The sequence below is a fragment of the Paraburkholderia sp. SIMBA_053 genome (assembly GCF_046534895.1).
Lineage (GTDB): Bacteria > Pseudomonadota > Gammaproteobacteria > Burkholderiales > Burkholderiaceae > Paraburkholderia > Paraburkholderia caledonica.
Map to the genome: position 1 here is coordinate 1,177,259 of NZ_JAWRXU010000001.1, position 23,749 is coordinate 1,201,007.

26 protein-coding genes are annotated in these 23,749 nt (G+C 61.7%); 9 read left to right on the plus strand and 17 right to left on the minus strand.

Features of this window, described 5'->3' with window-relative positions; all coding sequences use genetic code 11:
* Positions 1-18 precede the first annotated feature (18 nt).
* Genes SB753_RS05345 through SB753_RS05355 form a run of 3 tightly spaced genes read right to left on the minus strand, consistent with a single transcriptional unit; the run spans position 19 to position 2,566 of the window.
* On the minus strand, positions 19-1,038 hold the full coding sequence (locus tag SB753_RS05345; RefSeq protein WP_410799337.1) for a flippase-like domain-containing protein: 1,020 nt from the start codon (positions 1,036-1,038) through the stop codon (positions 19-21).
* The gene (locus tag SB753_RS05350) at positions 1,035-1,868 is read right to left on the minus strand and encodes a 2OG-Fe(II) oxygenase (protein WP_410799339.1); all 834 of its coding nucleotides are present in this window, start codon (positions 1,866-1,868) and stop codon (positions 1,035-1,037) included. The genes SB753_RS05345 and SB753_RS05350 overlap by 4 nt, the downstream gene beginning before the upstream one ends.
* Complete coding sequence (locus SB753_RS05355) at positions 1,865-2,566, minus strand: CDP-alcohol phosphatidyltransferase family protein (RefSeq protein ID WP_408412050.1); 702 nt, start codon at positions 2,564-2,566, stop codon at positions 1,865-1,867. The genes SB753_RS05350 and SB753_RS05355 overlap by 4 nt, the downstream gene beginning before the upstream one ends.
* 278 nt (positions 2,567-2,844) lie before the next feature.
* Here SB753_RS05355 and SB753_RS05360 point away from each other — a divergent pair, with 278 nt between their 5' ends.
* Positions 2,845-3,303, plus strand: a complete 459-nt coding sequence (locus tag SB753_RS05360) for a hypothetical protein (protein ID WP_410799341.1) — start codon at positions 2,845-2,847, stop codon at positions 3,301-3,303.
* Between the two features lie 36 nt (positions 3,304-3,339).
* Here SB753_RS05360 and SB753_RS05365 read toward each other — a convergent pair whose 3' ends face one another.
* Both SB753_RS05365 and SB753_RS05370 read right to left on the minus strand, forming a co-directional pair.
* Entirely contained in the window at positions 3,340-5,301 is a 1,962-nt protein-coding gene (locus tag SB753_RS05365; protein WP_408198514.1) for a PhoX family protein, read from the minus strand.
* 180 nt (positions 5,302-5,481) lie between these two features.
* Complete coding sequence (locus tag SB753_RS05370) at positions 5,482-6,042, minus strand: hypothetical protein (RefSeq protein WP_088174183.1); 561 nt, start codon at positions 6,040-6,042, stop codon at positions 5,482-5,484.
* A gap of 648 nt (positions 6,043-6,690) precedes the next feature.
* Between SB753_RS05370 and SB753_RS05375 the strand changes: the two genes are divergently transcribed.
* From SB753_RS05375 to SB753_RS05385, 3 genes are all read left to right on the plus strand, one after another.
* The gene (locus SB753_RS05375) at positions 6,691-7,842 is read left to right on the plus strand and encodes a porin (RefSeq protein ID WP_410799343.1); all 1,152 of its coding nucleotides are present in this window, start codon (positions 6,691-6,693) and stop codon (positions 7,840-7,842) included.
* Between the two features lie 356 nt (positions 7,843-8,198).
* On the plus strand, positions 8,199-8,555 hold the full coding sequence (locus tag SB753_RS05380; protein WP_027776285.1) for a hypothetical protein: 357 nt from the start codon (positions 8,199-8,201) through the stop codon (positions 8,553-8,555).
* A 166-nt stretch (positions 8,556-8,721) separates the two neighbouring features.
* On the plus strand, positions 8,722-9,240 hold the full coding sequence (locus tag SB753_RS05385; RefSeq protein ID WP_020066649.1) for a metal-dependent hydrolase: 519 nt from the start codon (positions 8,722-8,724) through the stop codon (positions 9,238-9,240).
* 36 nt (positions 9,241-9,276) lie between these two features.
* Here SB753_RS05385 and SB753_RS05390 read toward each other — a convergent pair whose 3' ends face one another.
* The 3 genes from SB753_RS05390 to SB753_RS05400 all read right to left on the minus strand — a co-directional run bounded on the left by SB753_RS05390 (position 9,277) and on the right by SB753_RS05400 (position 11,395).
* Positions 9,277-10,125: an AraC family ligand binding domain-containing protein gene (locus SB753_RS05390; protein WP_410799345.1), complete on the minus strand. Its 849-nt coding sequence runs from the start codon at positions 10,123-10,125 to the stop codon at positions 9,277-9,279.
* Positions 10,125-11,051: a serine O-acetyltransferase EpsC gene (gene epsC / locus SB753_RS05395; protein WP_020066651.1), complete on the minus strand. Its 927-nt coding sequence runs from the start codon at positions 11,049-11,051 to the stop codon at positions 10,125-10,127. The genes SB753_RS05390 and epsC overlap by 1 nt, the downstream gene beginning before the upstream one ends.
* A gap of 110 nt (positions 11,052-11,161) precedes the next feature.
* Entirely contained in the window at positions 11,162-11,395 is a 234-nt protein-coding gene (locus SB753_RS05400) for a hypothetical protein (protein ID WP_020066652.1), read from the minus strand.
* Positions 11,396-11,655: 260 nt separating this feature from the next.
* Between SB753_RS05400 and SB753_RS05405 the strand changes: the two genes are divergently transcribed.
* Positions 11,656-12,108, plus strand: coding sequence for a DUF3005 domain-containing protein (locus SB753_RS05405; RefSeq protein ID WP_087751049.1), 453 nt, complete (start codon positions 11,656-11,658; stop codon positions 12,106-12,108).
* A gap of 211 nt (positions 12,109-12,319) precedes the next feature.
* Positions 12,320-12,925, plus strand: coding sequence for a short chain dehydrogenase (locus SB753_RS05410; RefSeq protein ID WP_310066274.1), 606 nt, complete (start codon positions 12,320-12,322; stop codon positions 12,923-12,925).
* Positions 12,926-12,955: 30 nt separating this feature from the next.
* Here SB753_RS05410 and SB753_RS05415 read toward each other — a convergent pair whose 3' ends face one another.
* The 6 genes from SB753_RS05415 to SB753_RS05440 all read right to left on the minus strand — a co-directional run bounded on the left by SB753_RS05415 (position 12,956) and on the right by SB753_RS05440 (position 19,265).
* A complete protein-coding gene (locus SB753_RS05415) occupies positions 12,956-13,885 on the minus strand; it encodes an ABC transporter permease (RefSeq protein WP_410799348.1) in 930 nt (309 codons plus the stop codon).
* Positions 13,885-14,772 carry an ABC transporter permease gene (locus SB753_RS05420; protein ID WP_020066656.1) on the minus strand — a complete coding sequence of 296 codons (888 nt, stop codon included), beginning with the start codon at positions 14,770-14,772 and terminating at the stop codon, positions 13,885-13,887. The genes SB753_RS05415 and SB753_RS05420 overlap by 1 nt, the downstream gene beginning before the upstream one ends.
* Positions 14,769-15,848 carry an ABC transporter ATP-binding protein gene (locus tag SB753_RS05425; RefSeq protein WP_027776294.1) on the minus strand — a complete coding sequence of 360 codons (1,080 nt, stop codon included), beginning with the start codon at positions 15,846-15,848 and terminating at the stop codon, positions 14,769-14,771. Before SB753_RS05425 ends, SB753_RS05420 begins: the two co-directional genes overlap by 4 nt.
* Before the next feature lie 75 nt (positions 15,849-15,923).
* Positions 15,924-17,093 (minus strand): ABC transporter substrate-binding protein, encoded by a 1,170-nt coding sequence (locus tag SB753_RS05430; protein WP_410799350.1) that lies wholly within the window; start codon positions 17,091-17,093, stop codon positions 15,924-15,926.
* A 268-nt stretch (positions 17,094-17,361) separates the two neighbouring features.
* A complete protein-coding gene (locus tag SB753_RS05435) occupies positions 17,362-18,306 on the minus strand; it encodes an SMP-30/gluconolactonase/LRE family protein (protein ID WP_410799352.1) in 945 nt (314 codons plus the stop codon).
* Positions 18,307-18,326: 20 nt separating this feature from the next.
* Positions 18,327-19,265 (minus strand): dihydrodipicolinate synthase family protein, encoded by a 939-nt coding sequence (locus SB753_RS05440; RefSeq protein ID WP_410799353.1) that lies wholly within the window; start codon positions 19,263-19,265, stop codon positions 18,327-18,329.
* A 554-nt stretch (positions 19,266-19,819) separates the two neighbouring features.
* Here SB753_RS05440 and SB753_RS05445 point away from each other — a divergent pair.
* Positions 19,820-20,524, plus strand: a complete 705-nt coding sequence (locus tag SB753_RS05445) for a helix-turn-helix transcriptional regulator (protein ID WP_020066661.1) — start codon at positions 19,820-19,822, stop codon at positions 20,522-20,524.
* Here SB753_RS05445 and SB753_RS05450 read toward each other — a convergent pair.
* Complete coding sequence (locus tag SB753_RS05450; RefSeq protein ID WP_020066662.1) at positions 20,508-20,825, minus strand: hypothetical protein; 318 nt, start codon at positions 20,823-20,825, stop codon at positions 20,508-20,510. The two genes, SB753_RS05445 and SB753_RS05450, sit on opposite strands and share 17 nt — an antisense overlap.
* A gap of 154 nt (positions 20,826-20,979) precedes the next feature.
* On the opposite strand from SB753_RS05450, the gene SB753_RS05455 reads away from it, so the two are divergent.
* Positions 20,980-21,573 (plus strand): acyl-homoserine-lactone synthase, encoded by a 594-nt coding sequence (locus SB753_RS05455; protein WP_110403842.1) that lies wholly within the window; start codon positions 20,980-20,982, stop codon positions 21,571-21,573.
* Between the two features lie 96 nt (positions 21,574-21,669).
* Here SB753_RS05455 and SB753_RS05460 read toward each other — a convergent pair whose 3' ends face one another.
* A complete protein-coding gene (locus SB753_RS05460) occupies positions 21,670-22,359 on the minus strand; it encodes a FadR/GntR family transcriptional regulator (RefSeq protein ID WP_131318327.1) in 690 nt (229 codons plus the stop codon).
* 229 nt (positions 22,360-22,588) lie between these two features.
* On the opposite strand from SB753_RS05460, the gene SB753_RS05465 reads away from it, so the two are divergent.
* Positions 22,589-23,068 (plus strand): universal stress protein, encoded by a 480-nt coding sequence (locus SB753_RS05465; protein ID WP_204521896.1) that lies wholly within the window; start codon positions 22,589-22,591, stop codon positions 23,066-23,068.
* Between the two features lie 71 nt (positions 23,069-23,139).
* Here SB753_RS05465 and SB753_RS05470 read toward each other — a convergent pair whose 3' ends face one another.
* Entirely contained in the window at positions 23,140-23,529 is a 390-nt protein-coding gene (locus tag SB753_RS05470) for a two-component system response regulator (RefSeq protein ID WP_027776302.1), read from the minus strand.
* Positions 23,530-23,749 lie beyond the last annotated feature (220 nt).

Here is a 23,749-nt window from a genome sequence, read left to right on the forward strand (position 1 = left end):
TTTGAAAAGATACGGAGTTTAATCGACAGCGGGAACGCGCCCAAGGGCGCGCCGCCTTTGCCAGCTTCGTTCGCTGAAGTGCAAGACCAGCAGACCCGGCAAGCCTAGCAGGATTTCGCGCGCGCGCTTGGTCAGCGACAACGCGAGCGCCGCGTCGGGCGGCAGACCCACCAGCGGCGCAAGCAGCAAGTAGCCGCCTTCCTGCACGCCGAGCGAGCCGGGAATCATGAAGGCCGCGCCACGAATCGCCTGACCGACGCTTTCGAGCAGCAACGCGTCGACCCAGTCGACCGGATGGCCGAGAAAACGCAGCGCGAGCCAGACTTCCACGGTACCGACGATCCAGCCAGCAAGACTCAGCACAAAGCTCGCGGCCACGCGGGCCCGCTCGCGGTACATGGCCTGCACGGCGGCGTCGACGGCTTCGGCGCGTGTCATCAGCCCGGACCAGTCGCGTTTGCCGAACAGTTTCGACGCCACGCCGAGCAGCCGGCCGAACAGCCCGCGCCGTTGCGCATAATAAAAGCCGACGATCATGCCGCCAAGCACCGCCGTTGCAATGAGCGTGGCAGTTTGCAGGTCGTGCAGCGCGCCATGTGCCGCGTAGGCGCCGAACATCAGCAGCCCGAAGAGCGCGAAGATGATTTGCGCGAGCGCCTGGGCGGTCGTGCTCACGGTGATGGCCGCAGCCGCGTCGCGCATCGGCATGCCGCGCTGCGACAGTTGCCGCACCATCACCACCGGCCCGCCGATCTGGCCGGCCGGCAGCAGACTGTTCACGGATTCGCCGATCCAGCGCGCGAACAGCGCGTCACGTACCGACAGATGGTGACGCCCGCCGTCCAGGCCGTGCGGCAATAGCACCGAGATCGCGCCGGCGTCGAGCGCGAGCGGCACCACGTGAAACGCGGCGACGAGCGCGAGCCCCCAACCGGCGGCGAGCAGCGTCGACACCACCGAACCGAAACCCTGCCACGCGAGCAGGCCGACAAACAGCGCCGTCCCGATCGACAGCAGAATCAGGGCTGCGCGACTCATGCGCGGTCCTTGTCGCGAGGTTTCGCCTGAGTCATTTGACGAAACACCTGGCGGAAGCCGAAATACGCAATGGCGTCTTTCATGTTGGAAATCAGACGACGCCACGGACGCATGTTCGGATCGGTGACGTATTCAAAAGTGAGCGACACGCGCATCTCGTTCGGGCCGGCCGGCGTGATGCGATGACGCAGCTTGTCGCCGTCGAAAAACACGAGGCCGCCAGGCGGAATCTGCACCGAGCCGGGCTGATCCGGCACATCCGGATTGCGCGTGTGCAATTCATAGTCGAGACGGCAGGACGATTCGTCGATTACGCCGAGCAGAAGCGTGTAACGGCGGCCGTCATAGTACGAAGTGTCGTAGTGCCAGCCAATGTGATCGCCTGGCCGCGTGTAGTAATACAGCGCGTACGCGTGCGGATCGTCCGCTGGCGACACTTGCAGCTTGTCGCCGCTCAGCTGTTCAAGCCAGCCGATCAGTTCCTTCGAGCGATACAGTTCGGCGATGAACGGCGCAAGACGGTCGATCGTATGACGGCTCACGCTGCCGCCCTGCTTGTGGCCCGGCAGGTAGTTGCGGTTGACCTCGTCGAGCAGCGCACGCGCACTGTGCACCAGTTGCGCAGTGACTTCCGGCGCGAGGAAATCTTCCAGATAGAGAAATGCGCCCTGCTCGGCGAAGTCCTTGCGCAAGCGCGGATTGTCGAACGTGCGCGTGCGGCTCGCGAGCGCACGGTCGGCGTCCGGCCCGGCGGGCGCCGCCTGCATCGCGGGCACGGCATGTTCTGTGTGAATCGATGCGGCCACGTCGTCTTCGGCGTGTGTACTCATTTGCCAGCCAATACTTGATGGGTTTCAGAAGCACCCGCGCCAGCTGCAGCCGGCTGCGCGGTACGGCGCGAGACGCGCCAATAGTCGATCATCACCCACACGGCGAAGAGCGGTGCGCCGATCGAGGCGGCCACGACGAACGGCATCACGACGCTCGTCAGCGTGACGATGGGCAGCAGATACAACACGTCTTCTGTTTCGAAGCCGCCCACGGCGGCCTGCTTCGTACCCGCCTTGCCGGCCATTTCCTCGATGCGCATGCGCAGGAAGAAAATCAGCGCGACGGCAATGCCGGCAATCGCGCCCAACCAACCCGGTGCAACCGTAAGCCCGCCGATATTCGACGCGCTCATGCCCATACCCATGCCGATAAACAGCATGACGGTGACGAGTGCATCGCAAGCGAGGTCGTAAAAATGACCGATCCGGCTTGACTTGCCGCTGATGCGCGCGAGCTCTCCATCGGTATGGTCGACGAAGTTGGACAGAACGATCAGAATCGCGCCGGCATTGGACCACGCGAAACCGCCGCGCGCGAGGCACAGCGCGCCTGCGACCCCGATCAGCAGACGCAGCGTGGTCAGATGATTGGGCGCGACACGCGTATTAACAAGCGGTGTCACGAGCCGGCGGGCTAACCGCGCGTCCCAGGTTCGGGGCGGCGGAACATTAATTGGAGTCTGGGGTCGCGAATTCATAACCCGGAAATATATACGGGATCGAGAAAGATTGCTTTCTTCGCGTTCGTTTCTTTGTGCCTGATCGGACTCGCGAACGGTTTGCCGACTGCCCATACATGAAGCAGGATTTGCCGAATCGCGATAAAGTGTGAATCCTGTTGCGCCTGCCTCCGCGAATAGCCTCGATGTCAGACAGTCTTCGCGTTCTGCGCGGGATTTGTTTTTATCCGTGCGACCCGTTGTGCACGCACTACAGCGCACCACATCGCAGTACTCGAATTCGCCGCCTTTCGCCTATGAAACGCTTTTTTCCATCTGCCGCTTCGCGCGTCTTCTGTATAGCCGCACTCGTTGCCGCCGCCCTCGCGATGCCGATAGCCGCTCGCGCGACCGCGCTGGACGCGCCGCTTGCCTGCAATGAAAGCGGTCATCAATTCATCGCCGATCTTGCCGGCAATCAATTGATCGACCCGAAGCCGACCCGCGTCGAAAGCAACTCGATTAACGCATTTTCTCCCGCGCAAGGGGCGGACCTGACCGCGTTCGGATTTCACATTTTCGCGGTGGTCGGGTATGAGAAGGACGATCCCATGTTCCGCGTTGGAGAAGGCGAGCCGGTTGCACGCTCGGCGTACGGCGTGGTCGTGTTCGGGAGCGAATCGAAGGTACGGGCCGCCGTGACGGCGACCGGCGGCACGGCAATCGTGCACCGCGTAGCGCCGCTCATCACGGCGATCTTCTGCAAGCGGAGTTGAGGCGGCGTTTCACTATCCGCGCCGCCTCCCGCGAAATTACAACTTGATCGACGTCGGATCGGCCGTCAGATAGCCGACCGTCGCGCCGAAGCGGTCTTTATAGTTGGCCCGCACGAGCGGATCGAGCGTGCCCTTGACCTTGTCGTGCAACGGGCTTTCCCAATCGCCCACGTGCTGGAAGTTGCTCATCACGTAGGTCCAGCCGTTGATCTCGTCGACGGCGTGCAGACCCGTCGACTCCGCGCCTGCCGGACACGACAGCACGCGCGAGAGCGTCTTCGTGTCGACGTTGTACGCCCACAGGAAGTTGTTCACGTGCATGCTGCTGTCTTCGCCGATGAAGAGGGTTCGCAACTTTTCCGAAAACTTGAGGTTGTCCGGGTTCGCGATACGGTCGGCGTTCGCCGTGTTGCCGAGCGCGTCGGCGGCTGACAGGTCTTCGCCGACGAGCGCAGCGGGCGCCGCCATATCGACCGGCACCCAGTTGCTATTGATCGCGCCGCCGCTGCGGTCGGTCTGGCCGCCTTTCATATTGAGCGCGTAGACCGCGCCCGCGCTGATGGCTTTGTCGACTGCCACATCCGTCGACGCGGCATTGCCCCGCACCATCGATTTTTCGACACGCGACATCGCCGAATACAGCACCTTGTCCTTGATATTGACGGTCGTGCCTTCGAGTTTCGTGAAGCCCATGCTGCCGCCGACGAGCGCCGCGTAACGATGCGTCTCGAGGAACGTCGCGGCTTTGGTCATGCCCGGCTTCACGCGGATCCAGTTGAACGTGCCGTTGAAATTGATCTTCGTGTACGACGTGTCAAGCGGATCGGCGGTCTTGACGTCCATGATGTCGGCCGCGGTCAGCGTGTTTGCGAGCGACTCGATTTCGTCGCTGGTTGCATGGCCCAGGTTGATCCACGAAAGCGTTGCCGCGCCCGCACCGCTTGACGACACCTGCGTCCACTTCGCGACATAGAGCGTGCCCGCCGACAGGTCGGCCTCGCGGTCGGCAACGAACATGAAGAGCCCGCCGTTGGTGGCGTCGTCGCCCATCAGCACGGTGCGCTTGTCCGGCATCACCTGAACCAGTTCGTGCGAAATGCGGCCAAGGCAATAGTGCTTTTTGATCGTGCCGGTGCCGTCCGGGTTGACGGTGACCTCGGGCAAATGGCCATAGTGATACGGATTCGCCGTCGTCTCGCTGCCGAACAGGTTGCGGCTGAAGCCCTTGAACTGGCTATTGGAGGAGATAGTCGCAGCGTCCGGCTCGTACTCTTCGCTCGACAAATGCGTGTTCCATGGCGACAGGCTTGCGCCGCAGGTGATCCACAAGCCATGCACCTTCGACGTATCGACGTTGTGATAGCCGACGAGCGTGAGCTTGCCGGTGGCTGGGTCCTGGTCGAGCGTCAGCACGGCGATCGGCGACGGCAACTGACCGTACATCGACACGAGGCTCTGGTCGCGCGTCGCGTACTCGAACTGCACGACTGCGAACACGGCGTTGCCTTTGATGCCCTTCACGGCCGGATTGTCGAGACGGATCAGCGAACTGCCGTCCGGGCAATCGGAGTAGAACTGACGCTCCTTGCCCACAACCGATTTGTCGATAATCGGCTGATTGTTGATGTCCACGTAGCCGCCGGCAAGAATCGTCCCGCCCTTGATGTTCGGCACCATGTCGCCGGTAACGAAGAACGGCTGGTATGAGAGCTTGAACGTGCGGCTGCTGCCGTCGCTCAACTGTACGGTCAGCGAAGAGCCCACCGTGGTTTTCGCCATTGCGGCGGGGTCGGCCAGCGTCGGCGCCGCCATTGCGCTGAAAGCCGCCGACACGAAATTGGCGACCGGCTTGGCCGGCGTAGCGAGGTCGTCGCTGCCGCCGCACCCGCTCAGCATGGAAGCCGTGGCGAGACCGCCCAACGGGAACATCGGCAACATCGGCACGCCGGAGAATAGTTTCAGGGCCTTGCGGCGGGAAGGGTCGAACGGCTCAGCCATGTTGTCGTAATCCTGGTTGTGGGTGGCGTGGATAACTCACAGCCGGCACGACCCGGATTCAGACCGCATGGTTCGCGCTCGCGCCGCTATGACGCGAGGATTCTATGAAGCGAATGTGAAAGTATATTGACAGCCGTTGGTAATGTTCGCCGCGACAACAACCGACGTTAACAACTGGTGTTAGCCGGGACGCCGGAAGTCATTCTCGACCCACGCAGAAGCGCTCGCCTTGCTGAGCTTGAAGTTAGGCGCGACCTGCACTTGCGCGAGTTGCTCGCCGAATGTGTCGAGCGCTGTCAGCAGCGCGTAGGGTTCGTCTTCATCCGGCACGATGTCGAGCGTGATGTCGAGTTCGTTGTTGCCGTCCGCGCTCGACACGCGTACTTCCTTGTGAAGTTGCGCGCGCAGTTGCTGCTCATGACGGCGCAGCACTTCAGACGCGGTTTTCACGAGCGTGTTGAACGCCCCCGTGTCGAGCGGCTTTGGGTCTTTCTTGTTGCGACCCATTGTCCATGGACCGACAAGCGCGGGCTCGGCTTCGCCGTCCTTGATCATTTCGACGGCCCAGCCTTCGTCGTCTTCATTCTTGATGACGCGAGCGGTCCAGCCGTCGTCGCGCCAAAGACGCGCTTCGTGCAGCGTTTCGGGCTCACCTTCGATCTGTGTGGTATCGGGTTCGGACGCGCCTTCCGTCGTGGGATCAGCAGCTTGGTCGGACGAGGGAAGGGTCGGGTCGGTCATTACAGGTTCACTCACTATCGCTGGACTAGAAACACATATCGAGCATGCAATTCTACCCGCCTCCGGCGCGCCGACCGCCACGCTCTGACGAACGGACAAGTCATGGCAGTTGTTTCGCCGGTCGAAATACTGCATTTCGCCATTTGAACGGAACTAATAAGCCCATTATAAAAATAGAAAAAATTTTGCGTCTTGCCGCGTATAAAAATCGATAAAACGTTGGCCTTTAATGGAAGGTAATGGGAAGGCAATGCAGATATCAGAACCTGCAACGAGTCGAATAGAGCTTCAGACAAAGAAGACTTTATTGCGTGAAATGCCGGCAATTCGGCCTCACGCCAGCAGCTTCAGCAAGAGTTCTGGCAGTAATACACTTTGAAAGCCGTCGCGCGCCAGCAACAATGCAATAAGCTTGAATGCGGAGCCATAATCACGTTCATTGTTATTTTCCTTTATTTTTGCGCACTTACGTCATTCGCATATGTTCATTACGGATTCTGGAAATGAGTGTTGCGCTATTTGTGCAATTGGATAAGCGAATAGCGGGAATACACTTCGCAGCGGATCGGCACGTGGCCGACGCAATCAGCGCGATCCACGGCCCCACCCCGAATGCGATTCTCGATGCATTGTCCCTGGAGTCATGAAATGAAAAGAACCCTCATCGCAGCAGGTCTCATGGGCGCATTCGCGCTCAACGCACACGCACAAAGCAGCGTCACGTTGTACGGCACACTCGACGCCGGCCTCGTGTATTCGAACAACCAGGGCGGCCACAGCAACTGGCAGCAAGGTAGCGGTTCGGTGTCGAACACCTACTTCGGCTTGCGCGGCAGCGAAGACCTGGGCGGCGGTCTGCACGCCATCTTCACGTTGGAGAGCGGCTTCAATCTGAACAACGGCCAGTTCTCGGAAGGCAACACGCTCTTTAACCGCCAGGCATTCGTCGGCTTGAAGAGCGACCAGTACGGCACGCTCACGCTTGGCCGTCAATACGACTCGGTGGTCGACTATCTCGCGCCGCTGTCGGAAGCGGGCGCAGGCTACGGCAACAATCTCGCGGCCCACCCGTTCGACAACGACAACCTGGACAACTCGTTCTCGATCAAGAACGCGGTCAAATACACGAGCGCGAACTATGCGGGCCTGAAATTCGGCGGCCTGTACGGGTTCAGCAATTCGGCCGGCCAGTTCTCGAACAATCGCGCATGGAGCGCGGGCGCTTCGTATGACGATGGTCCGTTGAGCGTCGCGGCGGCATATTTGCAACTGAACAAGTCCGGCAGCTCGAATCTGGGCGGCGCGGTCTCGCAAGACGACGGCACCGCGCAGATCGCGGCAAACCTGCAGCGCACGTATGGTGCGGGCATCAACTACACATATGGTCCGGCAACCGCGGGCTTCGTGTACACGCATACGCAACTGGACGGCATCACCGGCATCGACGTCGGCGGTGCAACGCTGCCAGGCATCGCCGGTACCAACCTGCACATGGACAACTACGAAGTGAACGGCCGCTACGCGCTGACGCCGGCAATGAGCCTCGCGGCTTCGTACACGTTCACGGACGGCAAAGTGTCGGGCTCCAACGGCTCGGGCGATCCGAAGTGGCATACGGTCTCGCTGCAAGGCGACTACTCGCTGAGCAAGCGTACCGACGTCTACGTTGAAGGCGTGTATCAGCATGCATCGGGCGAACTCGGCAACTTTGGTTCGAACGTAGCGGCGATCAATACGCTCGCGCCGTCGTCGACGGGTAACCAGGTTGCCGCCGCTGTCGGCCTGCGTCACCGCTTCTAACTCTCCACGCAGTGCTTGCAGCGCGAGCCTACCGTTTCGCGCTGCTTCCCGACCCGCCCGTGACACGATCACGTCGCGGGTTTTTTTTGTGGGCGCGACGTTTCAGCTTGTAACGAAAGTGACGGCGGGAGCGCCTGCTCGGTATACTCGGGCGTCCGCATTTCTCTTCGCGATCGGGGTGTTCGCTGCGTGTGGTTTCAGCGAGGTTTCAGCGAGCGCTCAATGCAAGTGAAAGGCGGCTTTGTCGCGAAGCATCGCATTGCATTGATTGCTGTATGACTCGGTGCATTGACCGCGCTATGCTTCGCCCGCACAAGGTTCCCGCAAAAAAGTTCGGGGACGCCGACGACCTCACCATGAAACGAATTTTTCTGCTTGCTCCCGCCGCCGTGGCGATCGCCACTCTCGCGGCTTGCGGTTCCTCTAACGGGCCTTCCGCACGCGACGCGTCGCAGCCCATGATCTACGTGTCGTCGCAACGTGCTCCCGCGTACATTGCCAGTTGCCTGGAAAGCCGCTTGTCGAGAGTTCGTCTGTCGCGCGTGGGCAGCGCGACCGAGATCGCGGTCGGCTCAGACTCGAACAATTCATATTTCGTCACGTTGACGCCGTCGAACGCGGGCTCCGTGATCAAGGTCATGCATCCGGCCAACGCGCCCGACGATCCGCCGGAACCGGAAATGCGCTTCAATATCGCACGTTGTGCGACCTGAGTATTGCAGCCGGCGCGCGTGGTCCGCGTTGAATGCGCCGTTGTTTAATGCGTGACACGCGATGTCGCGACACGTTTCTATCGACGTCCCGGCTATTTTTCTGCGCGTCTATCTGCGACCATAGCCGCCCCTCTTCTTCACGCGACGCGCTGCGTCGTGAATTCCGATGGCATCCAGCAAAGCACATCACGCAACCGGTTTCGCGGCGGGCGTCATTGCCGCGGCGGTTGTGGCGCGCATCGGCGGCGGTCACGACGGCGCGTTTTATATCGGCGTACTGATGAGCTTTATCGCGGGCGTAGCGGGAAGCACCGCGCCGGACTGGCTCGAAGTCGCGTGGTGGTCGCGCGCACGCCGGCTGTGGATCGCGCATCGCACGTTGACGCATTGGGGCATTGGCTGGATCGCGCTACTCGCCGTTTCGTACCGTGGGCTCGGGCATTCAATTTATGCGGCGCCCGCGTTCGGCTTCGCATGCGGCGGCCTGATGCATCTGCTCGCCGACTGGCCCAACCCGCTCGGCGTACCGTGGATCGCCGGACGGCATTCGCTGAATCTATGGAATAGCGGACATTGCGACCTGATCGTAGTCGCGGCTTCGTGGGCGGCGGCCTGGTTTGTCGGCCGTCATGTCGGACTGCCCGGCATGCACGGACTAGACCTCTGGCAGCACCTGCGCTTGTGAATCCCGCGTTCGTATGGTCGCAGCGTGGAGTCCGCGTCAACGCATCGCCGCAGCGTAGTTCGCGGGCGTGACGCAGAGCAGGCGCACAAAAGCGCGCGTCATGTGACTCTGATCGGCAAAGCCCGCAGCGGCAGCCGCGTCGGCGAGCGACACACCGCGCGCTATCCATTGCCGCGCCAGCACCACGCGCCGCTGCATCCGGTATGCGTGCGGCGGCAAGCCGATTTCATGCGCAAACGCTCGCAGCAACTGGAAGCGGCTCATGCCGGTTTCGCCGGCGAGATCGGCGAGTGTGAGCGGCGCTGACGGATCGTCGTCGATGCGCGCTTTCGCGCGTGCAATCGGCCCCGCGCGATGCAACGCTAAAACATGCGTTTCACTGCTCGCCTGCGTGGTTGCGTGGGCGTCAAGCAGATGCGCAAGCAGTTCGAGCAACGCCTGTTCCCGCGCCAACGCATCGGGTGCGCCAGGCGCCTCTACTGCCACCGCGAATAATCGTTCGAAAAGATGTTTCAGCAGCGGGTCGTGCACCACGGGCTGCGTGAGTTCGATCTCGCGCGCCGCCGTGCCGCTCAATTCCGCCGCCGCGCTCACCAGTATTGAAGGCTCGAAATAGAGCATGCGCCACGCGCGGCCGCGTTCATCGAGCGGACTGCCGTCATGCACTTCGCCGGGGTTCACCATGATCGCGTCGTTGGCGCGCGCTTCGACGGGGCCGCGACCGCTCGCCGATTTATGCCCGCCACTGACAATCACACCGATCCCAAAGCGGTCGTGCGAATGACGCGGAAACGCATGCGCGGTTTGCGCCACCGTCGCCTCAACGCCTGCAATCGCGCAACGAGGCATGTGGACGCGGCCACGCGACGCGTCGCGCCCGCGCATCAACGCCGCCCTTCTTCGCCCCGCTCCCCTTCGCGGACCTTGCCTTGCGACACGCTGCTGCCCGGCGGGACGCTATGCGTGAGCCACACATTGCCGCCGATCACCGAGCCGCGACCAATTGTTACCCGTCCGAGGATCGTCGCGCCGGCGTAGATCACCACGTCGTCTTCGACGATTGGATGCCGCGCATTGCCCTTGATCAGCGCGCCGTCGATATCCGCCGCAAAGCTCTTCGCGCCCAATGTCACCGCCTGATAAACGCGCACATGCTCACCGATGATCGCCGTTTCACCGATCACGACGCCCGTGCCGTGGTCGATGAAAAAGCTCGGACCGATCGTCGCGCCAGGGTGAATGTCGATGCCGGTCGCCGAGTGCGCGATCTCGTTGATGAAGCGCGCGAGCAACGGCACGCCGAGACGATGCAGCGCATGTGCAAGGCGGTGATGCGTCATCGCCCATACGCCGGGATAGCAGAGCAGGATTTCGGTGATGTGCTGCGCGGCCGGGTCGCCCGTGAACGCCGCCTGAATGTCGCTGACGAGCAGCGCGCGAATGCCAGGCAACTGCGTGCCGAACTGGCGCGCAACCTCGAAGGCACGCTCGCGCAGTTCCGTGTCGGGCGTTTGCGCGTGTTCCGGCAGAAACCGCAGCGCGCGGCGGATCTGCTCCGCGAGCAAACGCAGCGTGCTTTCGAGCGTGTGTCCGACGTAGTAGTCGACGGTTTCGTCAGTCAGATCCGGCGCGCCGTAGTGCGTGGGAAATAGCGCCGCGCGCAGGCCCGCGACGATGTTGACCACCGCTTCGCGCGACGGCAGTTCGCGAATGCCGAGCGGATGCCGCGTACGATGCAACTCTTCGCGTGACGCACGCAGATCCGCGACGATCTGTTCAAGGCCCCAGTTGTGGGTAGGCGCGTTAGGCATGAGGGACAGCGCCGTGCGAGGAGCACGGTATCGAGTGAGTGTCCCGAGAGATTACCGCGTTTTGACGCGGCTCGCGCAGCGTTGCGCGCAAGGCAAAGGCGAAGGTGCGCTTAGATGGTCAGACTGCTCGCGTCGATCCAGCGCACCGCCCAGTCGCGCGCATGAGCAATTGCGGCGGCCTCGTCGCGAAAGCACAGGTCCGTCGGGAAAAAACGGTTGGCGACGAGTTCACCGTCGCTCGACCGCGAGATGACGACGTAAGGTTGCCAAGTGCCGTCGCCGGCGCGCGCCGGTGCGCAATTTAACAAATAGCCGCGATGTGTGAATGCAGCATCGAAGTGCATGTGTCACCCGCCCTGACGGCCCCGTAGAATGTTTTGAGTAAGCCCGCGCTCGTTGCACCGGTGTTGATAAACAGCGATGTGAATCTCGCGAGAACCCGATTAAGCGCTGTTGCAGAACACGCCCCGCTCGCCGGAGTATGATCATACTCTGTAGAAAATGCGCGTTCATTAAAAAAAACGAAAGACGCGCGCACGCAATCGCCTTGGTGAGGGAACGGACCTTGCAGTTCTGAACCCAACTTCTTGAAAGGAGAATGCATATGAACACCCATTTCGACAAGGCAGCAGACGCCGGCAAGCCAACTGTCCCGAACGGCCCGCGTACCGCCGAATCACACAATGACCGGACACACGACAGCACGGTCGACACCGACGGCAAGAATCACGAAGCCGCGCGCATTGCGGGCCAGAGCCCGATAGCAGTCGACGAAATCACGACCAGCAACGCGACGCTCGTCAACAGCGTGCCGGAAGCGCACGACGGCATGGCCGGGTTCGACAGCCGCGTGGGCGGCAATCATCTGCTGCTCGCGCTCGAGCCGGGCTATACGGTGATCGACAAAGGCATGTTCGAGCCGCAGGCGCTTCATTCGACCGATGATCTGTTCGACTATTCGCGCCCAGGCGAAAACCGCCATGAACGCGGCCGTATCCATTACGCCCTTAATCATTTGCGACCTACACGGGTGATCGAAATACAGCGGGTGAAATAATCTGCCGATTTGCACTCGCGTTTGAATCTGGGCGAAGAGGCCGATTTGTCGGCGGATATCAACGCGCGCATTGTTTAAATAACGATGCGCGTTTTTTATCGCCTTGCGTGGATTAGAAACCGACGGTTCGAAGACCTCCTCCCCGTCGCGGCTTTTTGTACGACCCGGCGCGGCGCACAATCGTGGCACATCAAACTCAACGGAGCGGTAGATGAAAAAGATCGTCGTGATTGGCGCCACGGGCACGCTGGGCCAGGCTGTCACTGCGGAGCTGAAGGCTCGCCATGAAGTTATCGAAGTAGGCGCGACGCGCGGCCAGTATCAGGTGGACAGCACCGATCCGGCGAGCGTCGAGCGGCTCTTCCGAGAACTCGGCAAGGTGGATGGCGTCGTCACCACAACGGGCAAACTGCATTTCGGCCCGCTCCAGCAAATGAGCATCGAACAGTTTTGGGTCGGGCTGCGCGACAAGCTCATGGGACAGATCAATGTCGTGCTGGCGGCGCAGAACTACGTGAACGACGGCGGCTCATTCACGCTGACGAGCGGCATCGTGGGGGACGAGCCGATTCGCGAGGGCGCGAATGCGACGACCGTCAATCTCGCGCTCGAAGGGTTCGTGCGCGGCGCGGCGATCGAACTGCCGCGCGGTATCCGCATCAACGTCGTAAGTCCGACAGTGCTGACCGAATCGATGGGCGCGTATGCGCCGTACTTTCGCGGCTTCGAACCGGTCACCGCGCAACGCGCCGCACAAGCGTACCTACGCAGCGTGGAAGGCGCGCAGACGGGCCGTGTGTATCGCGTCGGCTACTGAGCGCCCAGCTTGCGATACGCGTTGCGCCGCTCAATGCTTCTGTTCCTTCACGCGCGAGACAATCTGGGTGGGGCTCACGAACTGCAGCGCGATCAACACCCAGACCAGCGTGATCGCCATGTAGATCATCGCCATGGCGTCGATAGATTGCGGCGCGCGCACGCCGGTTGAGAACACCGCGTAGTACAGGGCGACCACGAGCGTTTGCGTCCCGGGCCCCGCCGTGAAGAACGTGAGTTCGAACATACCGATGGTGCGCACCAGCACCAGAAGCGCCGCCGCCAGCATGCCGGGCACGAGCAGGGGCAGCAGCACGTAGCGGAAATAGCGGAACGTGTTCGCGCCGAAAATCCGCGCGGCCGCTTCGAGGTTCGGATCGATCTGTTCGATGAACGGCGTCATCACGAGAATCACGAACGGCAGTGCGGGCACGAGATTCGCAAGTATCACGCCGCTCAGCGTGCCGGCCAGACCGATCTTGTACATCGCGGTCGCCATCGGAATGCCGTAAGTGACCGGCGGCACCATCAACGGCAAGAGGAAAATCAGCATTGCAATGCGCTTGCCGCGAAACTGCACGCGCGCGAGCGCATACGCTGCCGGCACGCCGAGCAGCACCGACAGCAGCACGACCGCGCCGACTACCTCGACCGTCACCCACAGCACGCTCGCCAGCTGGAAATCGCTCCACGCCTGCGCATACCAATGCAGCGTGAAGCCCTGCGGAAGCAACGTGCCGAACCAGCGGGTCGCGATCGAATTGACCGCCACGGTCGCGATCAGCAGCACGACGTTGGCAAGGAAAAACACCATCGCGCCCCACACGATCACGCGCCATACGCGGCCTGGCACGCTTGCACGCTGCTGCTTTACGCGCCTCGGCTCGCGTGCGTCGTCGCCCTGCTGTTTCGATTCGGACGCGGACCATGAAGCCGGCGCGCCGCCACGCTCGGTCGTCATCAGCCTTTGCCTCCGGTTGCAGGGCCGCTGTAAAAGAAGCGGCGCGCCCCTAGCATCGCGGCCACTACCAGTAATTGCACGAAACCCATCACCATCGCAATCGCGGACGCGAGCGAATAGTCATAACTTTCGAACGCGGCCTCCGCTGCCGCAATCGACATCACGCGAGTCGGCCCGGCGGGCGCGCCAAGCAGCACTGCCGATGGAAACACCGAAAACGCCTGCACGAACGAGAGGCAGGCGGCCATCGTCAAACCAGGAACCAGCAGCGGCAAATAGATGCGACGAAACTGCTCCCACGGACTCGCGCCGAGCGTCGCGGCGGCGCTCGCGAGCGTCGGGTCGATGCCGGTCACGTACGACAGCGTCAACAGAAACGCGAATGGAAATCCGGACACGATCAGCGAGATCAGCACGCCCCAGAAGTTATGCGTGAGCCGCACTTCGCTCGAATAGAGATGCATGCCGTGCAGCGCCTGCGGAAACCAGCCGTTGGGTCCGAAGTAAGTGAGCATGCCGTCGGCGATCAGCACCGTGCCGAGCGTGACAGGAATCACCAGTAACGTGGTCACGAACTTTTGATACCGCGAATGCCGGCGCAACGCGAATGCGACGGGCACCGACACGCCGACGTTGATCAGCGTGGCCGGCACGGCCAGCTTCAGCGTGACGATGATGGTGGGCCACATCGACGTGTCGGTGAAGAACGTCAGATAGTTGGCCCATGCACTGCCGCCGTTCATCGGCCGGAACGACAGCGCGAGACCGTATGCAAACGGATAGATAAACAACGCGACGATGACGAGCAACGCCGGCGTGACCAGCCACGCCTTGCTATCGCGCTGCGCGGCGGGCGCGACAGGCGCCGACGGCATGGGCGTGCTCATGCCGCCTCGCCGTCATAAACAAGCGTGCGCGAAGGCGGCACACGCAAGCTGATATGTTGTCCTTCGACGAACTCGCCCGCGACGCGTGCCCACAGATCGCCGAACGCGGTCTTCACGCGCAGCAGCGAACTGTTGCCGCCGTATTCGACGACGGTCACCAACGCGTCGAACGCATTTTCGGTTCCGGGCGCCGTGCGCTCCATGTCCTCCGGGCGCAGCGCCACGCTTACACGCTTGCCGTTGAAACCCGCCATCGGCGTGCCGATCAGACGGACACCGTTCGCGCTCACCGCGACGCCTTCGCCTTGCATGCCTTCGAGCGTGAACTCAGCGACGTTGCGATAGCCCATGAAACGCGCGACATGCAGATTCTGCGGGCGCGTATAGACCTCTTTCGGCGTGGCGACCTGCTGCACGACGCCTTCTCTCATCACGACGATGCGGTCGGCCATCGAAAGCGCTTCGTCCTGATCGTGCGTGACGTACAGCGTCGCGCGTTCGAGTTGGCTATGAATGCGGCGGATTTCGGCGCGCATCTCGATGCGCAACTTGGTGTCGAGATTCGACAGCGGCTCGTCCATCAGGATCAGCGGCGGCTCGATGACGATCGCCCGCGCAATTGCCACGCGCTGTTGCTGACCGCCCGACAGTTGCCCGGGCAGCTTGCGCTCGTGGCCGACCAGTTGCACGAGTTGCAATGCCTCGCGCGCGCGCCGCATGATTTCGCTTTTGCCAACGCCGCGCATCTTCAGTCCGAAGCCGACGTTGTCGAGTACGCTCATGTGCGGAAACAGCGCGTAGTTCTGAAACACCATGCCGAAGCCGCGTTTTTCCGGCGGCAATACATCGATACGCTTGTCGTCGAGCCAGATGCCGCCGCCGCTCAGCGGCTGCAAACCCGCGATGCAGTTCAGCGCCGTCGACTTGCCGCAGCCCGAAGGCCCGAGCAACGCAATGAATTCGCCGCGCCGGATGTTCAGATCGAGCCCCTGGAGCGCGGCGATCGACTGGCCTTCCGCATTCGTGAAACTGCGGCTCACCGAGTCGAGCCGCAACTGTTCGAAGTGATGCTTCATGGCGGTTCCCTGATGCGCGTGACGCGTCACGCGCGAATCGCACTCGCACGAGTGGGCGCGGCTATCCGGTCCCGGTTATTTGGTCTTTTGAGCGCCGACTTCCGTGTCCCATTTCCTGAAGGCAGCCACCATTGCAGCCGCATTGAGCGGCAACACGTGCGGGCGTTCCGCCAGCAGCTTCGCGTACTCGGGCCGCCCGTACTTCTTCAGGACTTCCTGGCTATGCGCGGGTGCCTGCTCAACAGTGACGCCCTTGATCGCCGGCCCCGGATAGAAGTAACCGTCGTCGTAAGTCATGGCTTGCTGCGCAGGCTCGAGCATGAAGTTCATCAGCTTGTAGAGCACGTCCAGCTTTTCTTTCGGTACGCCTTTGGGGACGACCATGTAGTGCGCGTCGTTCACCCATGTCATGTTGTCGAACGCCTGCACGCGGAAATCGGCGGGCACGATGCCGAGCGCGCGCGGATTGATGTCCCAGCCCGTTACCGTCACGGTCATGTCGCGCGTGCCTTCACCCAGCTCTTTCATCACCGCGGACGTGCCGCCCGGATAGTAAGGAATGCATTCGTTCAGCTGCTTGAGGAACGCCCAGGTCTTATCCCAGCCGTTGATGGGGTCTTGCGGATTCTTGTCGCCCAGCACATAGGGCAAGCCCATCAGAAACGTGCGGCCGGGTCCCGAGTTCGCGGGCCGCGCGTAGATCAGCTTGTCCGGATGAGCCTTGCACCATTGCAGCAGTTGCTCGGGCGTTTTCGGCGGATCGCTGACCTTGGCGGGGTTGTATTCGAGTAGCGGCCCGGCCGGCATATACGCGACCTCAAGACCATAGCCCTGCGCCAAATCCTGCATCTTGCGCGGGCCGGGCGCGTATTTGTCGAGCACGCCGGGGAATTGCGCCGCGTTGTCGGGCAGCAGCTTGGTCCACAGGTTCTGCTCGATGCCGGCTGCGAGGGCGTCGGTGCCCGTCAATACCAGATCTATGTCCGAGCGGCCCGCGCCCTGCATAGCCTTGATCTTGCCGGGCAATTGCGGGGCGGGCGCGTTGGTGTAGGTGATATTCGCGACGAGGTTCGGGTACTTCGCTTTGAACGCCTCGAACCCGGCGCGCGTAAGTTGGAGATCGCCGGCGACGTCGACGATATTGAGTGTGACTGCATCAGCCGCGTGGGCGGCCGACCCGAACGCGGCGCTCGCCGCGAGACATACCGACACCAGCCTGAGCGACAACCTGTGCGGAACAGTCATTGCGTCTCCTCGCTTCTTGGTATGAAGTCCGCCGGACGACTGCGCCGGGCGTCTTGTTCAACCACTGCAACATAGCGAAGCGCCACATCCGATGTCAAGCAAATACTATTGCTCGCGTTTTCCCCGACATTCCGCGCATTTTCGCCCGAAGGCCTTTGGTCTCAATGATTTGGCGCGCTTGTATAGGAGGGCAAACCCCGAGCCGCGCGACTGCGTAGAAGGGCTTGTCAGGCAACTATAACGGACCGCCCGTAGGAGAAGCACGCGATCAGCCGCCGCGTACACCTTGCGTGTTCACATAGAGCGAGTACAGGCCGTGGCTCGCCGCCATGAATAGGCGGTTGCGATGACGTCCGCCGAAGCACACGTTCGCACAGCGCTCCGGCAGCGCAATATGGCCGATCGGCTCGCCTTGCGGTGTAAAGACGCGCACGCCGTCGAGTTCGTCTGTGCCCATGCCCCAACCGCACCATAAATTCCCGTGGACGTCGACGCGAAAGCCATCCGGCGTGCCGGGGCCCGCGTCGATCAACACTCGGTTGTTCGACAGCGCCGCACCGCTTCCGTCTAAATCGACGTCGAAAGCGCGAATCTTGCGCGGCTCGCCTCGCGATTCGACAATATAGAGCACGGACTCGTCCAGCGAAAACGCAAGGCCATTCGGTCCGAGAATGTCGTCGGCGACTACGCTCACCTCGCCCGTCTGACCGTCGATGCGGTACACGCAGGCAGGCAGCTCCGACTCCTGCCGCTCGCCTTCGTAGAAGCCGTCTATCCCGAACGTCGGATCGCTGAACCAGATCGAACCGTCGGATTTGACGACGACGTCGTTCGGCGAATTGAAACGCTTGCCGCGATAGCGATCGGCGAGCACGGTAATCGAGCCGTCGTATTCGGTGCGGGTGACACGGCGCGTCAGATGTTCGCAACTCACGAGGCGGCCTTGCCGGTCGCGCGTATGGCCGTTGGCATTGTTCGACGACTGACGGAACGTGCTGACCGCGCCGCTCGCCTCGTCCCAACGCAAGATGCGGTCGTTGGGGATATCGCTCCAGAGCAGATAGCGGCCGTCGCCGAACCAGACCGGCCCTTCCGACCAGCGCGCGCCTTGATACAGACACTCGACGGACGCTGACGCAAGGGTCAGCGACTTGAAGCGCGGATCGAGCACGCGTACGGAAGGATCGGGATAGCGTCGGCTGTGGTCGGTCATGCTGCCTCTGTCTGATTGGATCAATGGGTCCGGACGCGCGCGTGCTCTCTTTCGAGCGCGAGCAACGCATGCGCCGCGCCGGCGATCTTCGCATGATGTTCGGGCGGCGTCGAACTGAGCAGCGGCAAGATCGGCCCCATGTCGGCGATCTTCGAGAACGTCACCGCGTCGTGCAGCACGCGGATCAGCGAGATGTCGTCGCGCAAGGTTTCGAGCGGCAGGAATGCGTCGTAGAGACGTTGTGCGGCGTCGTTGTCGCCGGTTTTCACTGCGTGCAGCAGGGCCGTCACCATGTGAGGCGCGATACAGCCCGAGCCGGTTGTCCATGCCGCGAGGCCGAACTCGCGCACATGCACGAGCGCAGGCCGCTCGCCCATGCCCGACACGATCTTGGCCGCCGGCACATGTTGCAGCAGGCGGCGCAGGTAGGGATCGTCGGCGGGATTCTGGCGCACGATCGCATACTTCACGGCGAGCAGCGTGCCCCGCTCGACGAGGCGCGCGAGCGTCTCCACCTCCACATAGTCTTCGCTTTTGATGTACAGCGTGAGCGGGATGCCTGCCGCGTCGACAATCCGCGTCAGGCCTGCTTCGACGCCCTCTGACGTCGTAAAGCCGGCGAGCGGCAGCACCATTGCCGTGCGATAGCGGGTCTGCGCGAGGATGCGCGCCTGGTCGAGCATCTTTCCGTAGTCCGGCCCCATGGCGGGGATCACGCGCGTGTCGGCGCTCGCCGCATCGGCCAGCAGGTCGAGCAGATCGCGATATTCGCTCACGGCTGTGTGATAGATGTTCGCGTTGCCGCCATAGAGCAGTGTGCGCACGCCGCCTGCCTCGATATGGCGGATCAGCGTGGCATTCTGGTCGGCGTCGAGCGCAAGGTCTGCGCGGCGTGCCAGCGGCGGCACGGCCATGACCGAGGCTGAGAATTCGCGGTCGTCAAACGGAGATTCGTTCATAAGGCGGACACCCGAAAAGTCGTAGCGTCTACGGTAGCATCTGCTTCGAAAAGTTGTCAAACAACTTGGTCCGCAACGATTCCACGATCGTCGCGTGCGGCAAAATGTTAAGACGCTTCACCACGCTTTCGTATGACAATAGAAGGAATGAACTGCATAGTGCGAAACGGTGATTCACGCAGCAGAAGCGGCCGGGCCAAGCAAAGACGTGGCATGGCGAATGGAGCGGTTTTGCCCGTTTATTTGGCATTCGCGAAATGCGATATGAGAGGAATGGACCGGCAGAAGCTCAACACCCTGCTGCTTGGGGATTGCAGCGAAATTCGCGATACACGCAAATCGACGAAGGGCGAATGCGCAGGCAGGTTTATTCGCGTTCCGTTAAACGTGAGTTAAAGGCCGCGTATAGAGCGGACGGCTCCAGGTTGCAAAACATTTTTTAGTGATAAATTGTCCGCACTAAAGCAGTCGCACATAAAAACCTGCGCAAATAACCATACAGGCTATTTGCGAGTCTGAGAGAGTGGAAATTGGCGCTACATTTTATCGAGCAGATGGCACCGCTACTGGAGGCCGCCGACGAAGCGGAATGGTTCAGCGCGGTGACCGGTCTTGCGGAGAGCTGGGGATTCGACCGGCTTCTGATCGCAATGCTTCCGCGCCCGACCATTCGGCTTGAAGACGCTTACATTCGCAGCACCTATGCGCCGGCGTGGCGCCGCACCTACGATGAGCAAGGCCTGGTTCATATAGACCCAACGGTCGCACATTGCGCGACACGCTCGTCGCCGCTAGTGTGGTCGCCGGAAATCTTCACGACCGCGCCGCAGCAGTCCATGTACGAAGAAGCGCGCGCCCACGGATTGCGCGCGGGCGTGACACTGCCGATTCACGGCCCGAATCAGGAGGCCGGCATGATGTGCTTCGTGAACGACGCCAATCCGACGGATACCTTCTGGCGTCATATCGACGTGGTATTGCCAAATCTCGTGCTATTGCGCGACCTGGTGATCGATACCAGTCAGCGCCATTTGCATGCGCACACGCAAAGTTTGTTGCCCAAGCTGACGCCGCGCGAACGCGAGTGCCTTCAATGGACCGCGCGCGGCAAATCCACGTGGGAAATTTCCCATATCCTGAACTGTTCGGAAGCCGTGGTGAACTTCCACATGAAGAACATCAGGACCAAACTCGGCGTGAATTCGCGGCGCGCAGCAGCCGTGATTGCGACACAACTGGGGCTTATTGACCCGGGTTGAGCAACGCCGCCGCGTCGCGGCTGTGAAGCACCCGCTCAGCCCGGCCGAGGTCGGCGTCGGAAACGGTTTTCGTGAAGTACAGGCCCAGCAGAATCGAGACAGGCGCCGGGATTTCCGCACCGGACTCAAAGCGGCTGCCGCGCGACTGCGTGACGCCGAAGCGAGCCCAGAAGCGGCGCTGGCTTTCTTTCTTCTTTTTGCGGTACGCAATGATCAACACCCGATCTACCGCTGTGGACGGCTCCGCCGAGCGCGTTTGTAGACCGGTTTGCGGTTGCCAGTGATTGTCGAGATGTTCCATTTTTGTGTCCCGTCGGTTGAGTGCTGTTTCCTGTCTCAAATTCTCCGATATCCGATAAGCATGCACACCTATCCAGGTAGATAGGTAGCGGAACGATTCAGAATGCATAAGTTTTCCTGCGTATTGGTTTCCCCAACACGTTCAGGAGAACGTCATGCAAACAGCGATCCGGATTGGAATGCGTCAAGAGTTCGACAACGAAGACATCAACGAGATGTATCGCCTGCGGGCACGGGTGTTTCACGGACGGCTCGGATGGGATATTCCGACCATAGCGGGCATGGAAATCGACGGCTACGATGCGCTGGGACCGCATTACATGCTGATCCAGGCCGACGACCGGCGCGTGCGTGGCTGTTGGCGTCTGATGCCGACCGAGGGACCGAACATGCTGAAGGACACCTTTCCTCAGTTGCTGCATGGCGCTGCGGCGCCGGTCGGGCGGCATATCTGGGAATTGAGCCGCTTCGCGATCGACACGAGCGGCGAGGAAAAGTCGTTCGGCTTCGCCGACGTGACGATGCAGGCAATTCATGAGCTCGTCACTTTCGCCGACCGCATGGGCATCACGCGCTATGTGACGGTGACCACCACCCCCATCGAGCGGCTGTTGCGCAAGACCGGAATCGAGATAAGCCGTCTCGGCTCACCGCTGCAGATCGGTGTGGAACGCGCGGTGGCGCTGGATATCGCCGTGAGTCCGAAGACCCGCACGGCGTTGTTCGGGCCGATCGCCGCAGCCGCTTAGCTACACCTCGCTGGTCCGCTGCTCGCCGCCGGCCGCGCTTCGCCGTGTTGGCAACGGCCGGTTAGACGGCGCGCAGCGGGCCACGCGACGCTTGCCTCACGAACCAAACATCCGTTCGAGCGCGTTTTCCAGGTGCGCTCGCATTGCCTGCCCCGCTGCCTGCGGGTCCTTGCGGCGGATCGCGTCGAGCACCGCCCGGTGTTCCGCCTGCACGAGACGCTGCCGCTCCACCGTTTTTACGAGCGACAGGTTGCGTGACAAATTCATGCTGAAAACTATCTGTTCTTCGATGAACGACATGACCGTGATGAAAAACGGGTTCTTCGACGCGCGCGCCACCGCGAGATGAAACAGGAAGTCGTCCGACGCGCCAATGCCGCGCGTCTCGATGATCCGTTCGAGTTGATCCCATGCGTGCTCGATCGCCGCAATGTCGTCGGCGTCCGCTTTGAGCGCCGCGTGCTCGGCCGCGCCGGTCTCCGTGACAATGCGAAACTCGTAGCAGCGGCGGATGTCGGACAGCGTCTCGAGCGGCGCGAAACGCCGCACGTCCGGGTCGGGTCGCCGCGCGACTGTCGTACCCGAGCCATGACGCGTCACGATGATGCCGTCAGCCCGCAGCCGCGCCAATGCCTCGCGCACCGTGGGTCGCGAGGTCGAGAAGCGTTCGGCGAGCGCATGCTCGGTAGGCAGCCGCTGGCCTTCCTTGTATTCACCTTCAAGAATGCGATTCAGGATGTCGCCGTAGATCTTGTCGGGCAAGCCCGTCGTTTTTCGCTCATTCATCGGCCGGGCGCAGCAGCTTGTCAGAGTAGATCCCGATTGTAAGGCAAACCGCGGCGGCAATCGCCGCGCTTCGGGGTCGCTGCATCGGGCAAAAGAGCGCCCACGCGTCTTGAAACGGCGGCCGTCTAGCGAGAGCAACGTCAAAATTTGTGAACCGGTTGATTTACATCCTGGCTGAAGCGGCGTTTCTGAACGATCATTAAAGCTCGCAACCTGACCTGGAGCGGAAATGTACACACGCATTCTTGTGGCGGTAGACGGCAGCCAGACTTCTCGCCGTGCTTTCGAAGCAGCGCTCGCGCTCGCCCGAACCAACGGCGCTGTTTTGCAGCCCTTGTACGTCGTCGAAAATACGCCAATGTATTTCGAAGCGCCGGGCTATGACCCTTCAGTGCTTCGCAATAGTCTCATCGAACAAGGTAAGGAACTCGGCGTGGAGCTCGCACGCGAAATGGACGCGCAAGGTGTGAAGGGAGAGATCGTCGTGACCGAAGCGCCGTCGCTCGACGACGTTTCCACGGCCGTGCTGAAAGCCGCCGCCGACTTCAACGCCGACTTGCTCGTCATGGGCACGCACGGTCGGCGCGGATTTCAGCGCCTGATTCTCGGCAGCGTCGCGGAGCGTTGTGTGCGCCAGGCTCGCTTGCCGGTGCTGCTGATCCCGTCCGCGGCGAGTAAATCGTCCGGCGATGCGCAAACGCCAGACTGATGCCGCGAGCGTCACGCCAGAGAGTAAGTGGCAAGTAAGTGAGGCAAGCCGCGCCGCGTGCACGATCGATCCTACGTCGGTCCGCCTCGCTGCAATGCGCGATGGGTGACGTGGTCGTCGAGAAGGCGCCGCATCGTGGCCAGCAACGCGGGCCCGTCCACCGGCTTGCGTAGAAACCCGTCGAAGCTGACGAAGGCGGGAGGACTCGGCTCTCCCGAAACGAGTATGAAAGCGACGTCGGCCAGCCCGGGCAGTGTGCGCAAGCGGTGACATAGTTCACTGCCCGACATGGTCGGCATGCGCCAGTCGGCAACCACGACATCGACGGGCGAAGCCATGAACTGAGCTAGCGCCGACTTACCGTCCAGCGCAGTTTTTACTTCGTAGCCCTCGGCGGAGCAAATCGCGCTCCATGCGTCCAACGCCTCGGCGTCGTCATCTACCAGCAGTACGGTTGCCATGTGCAATTGTCCTATCGCTTCGACAACCTGCGTCGCAACGCGCATGCCAACGCGCTCCTCAATTCGCGCCAATCGGCTTACGCGCCGCAACATGCATGCGAAGCGGGAAATGGCGAAGCGGTCGCGTCGCAGCATACTGATTGCCGCGCGCGAGCACCTCGCCTGTTGCTGTTAACAATAGCAACTCAATTGCAACCCGGTGGGCAAACTGCTTGACGGC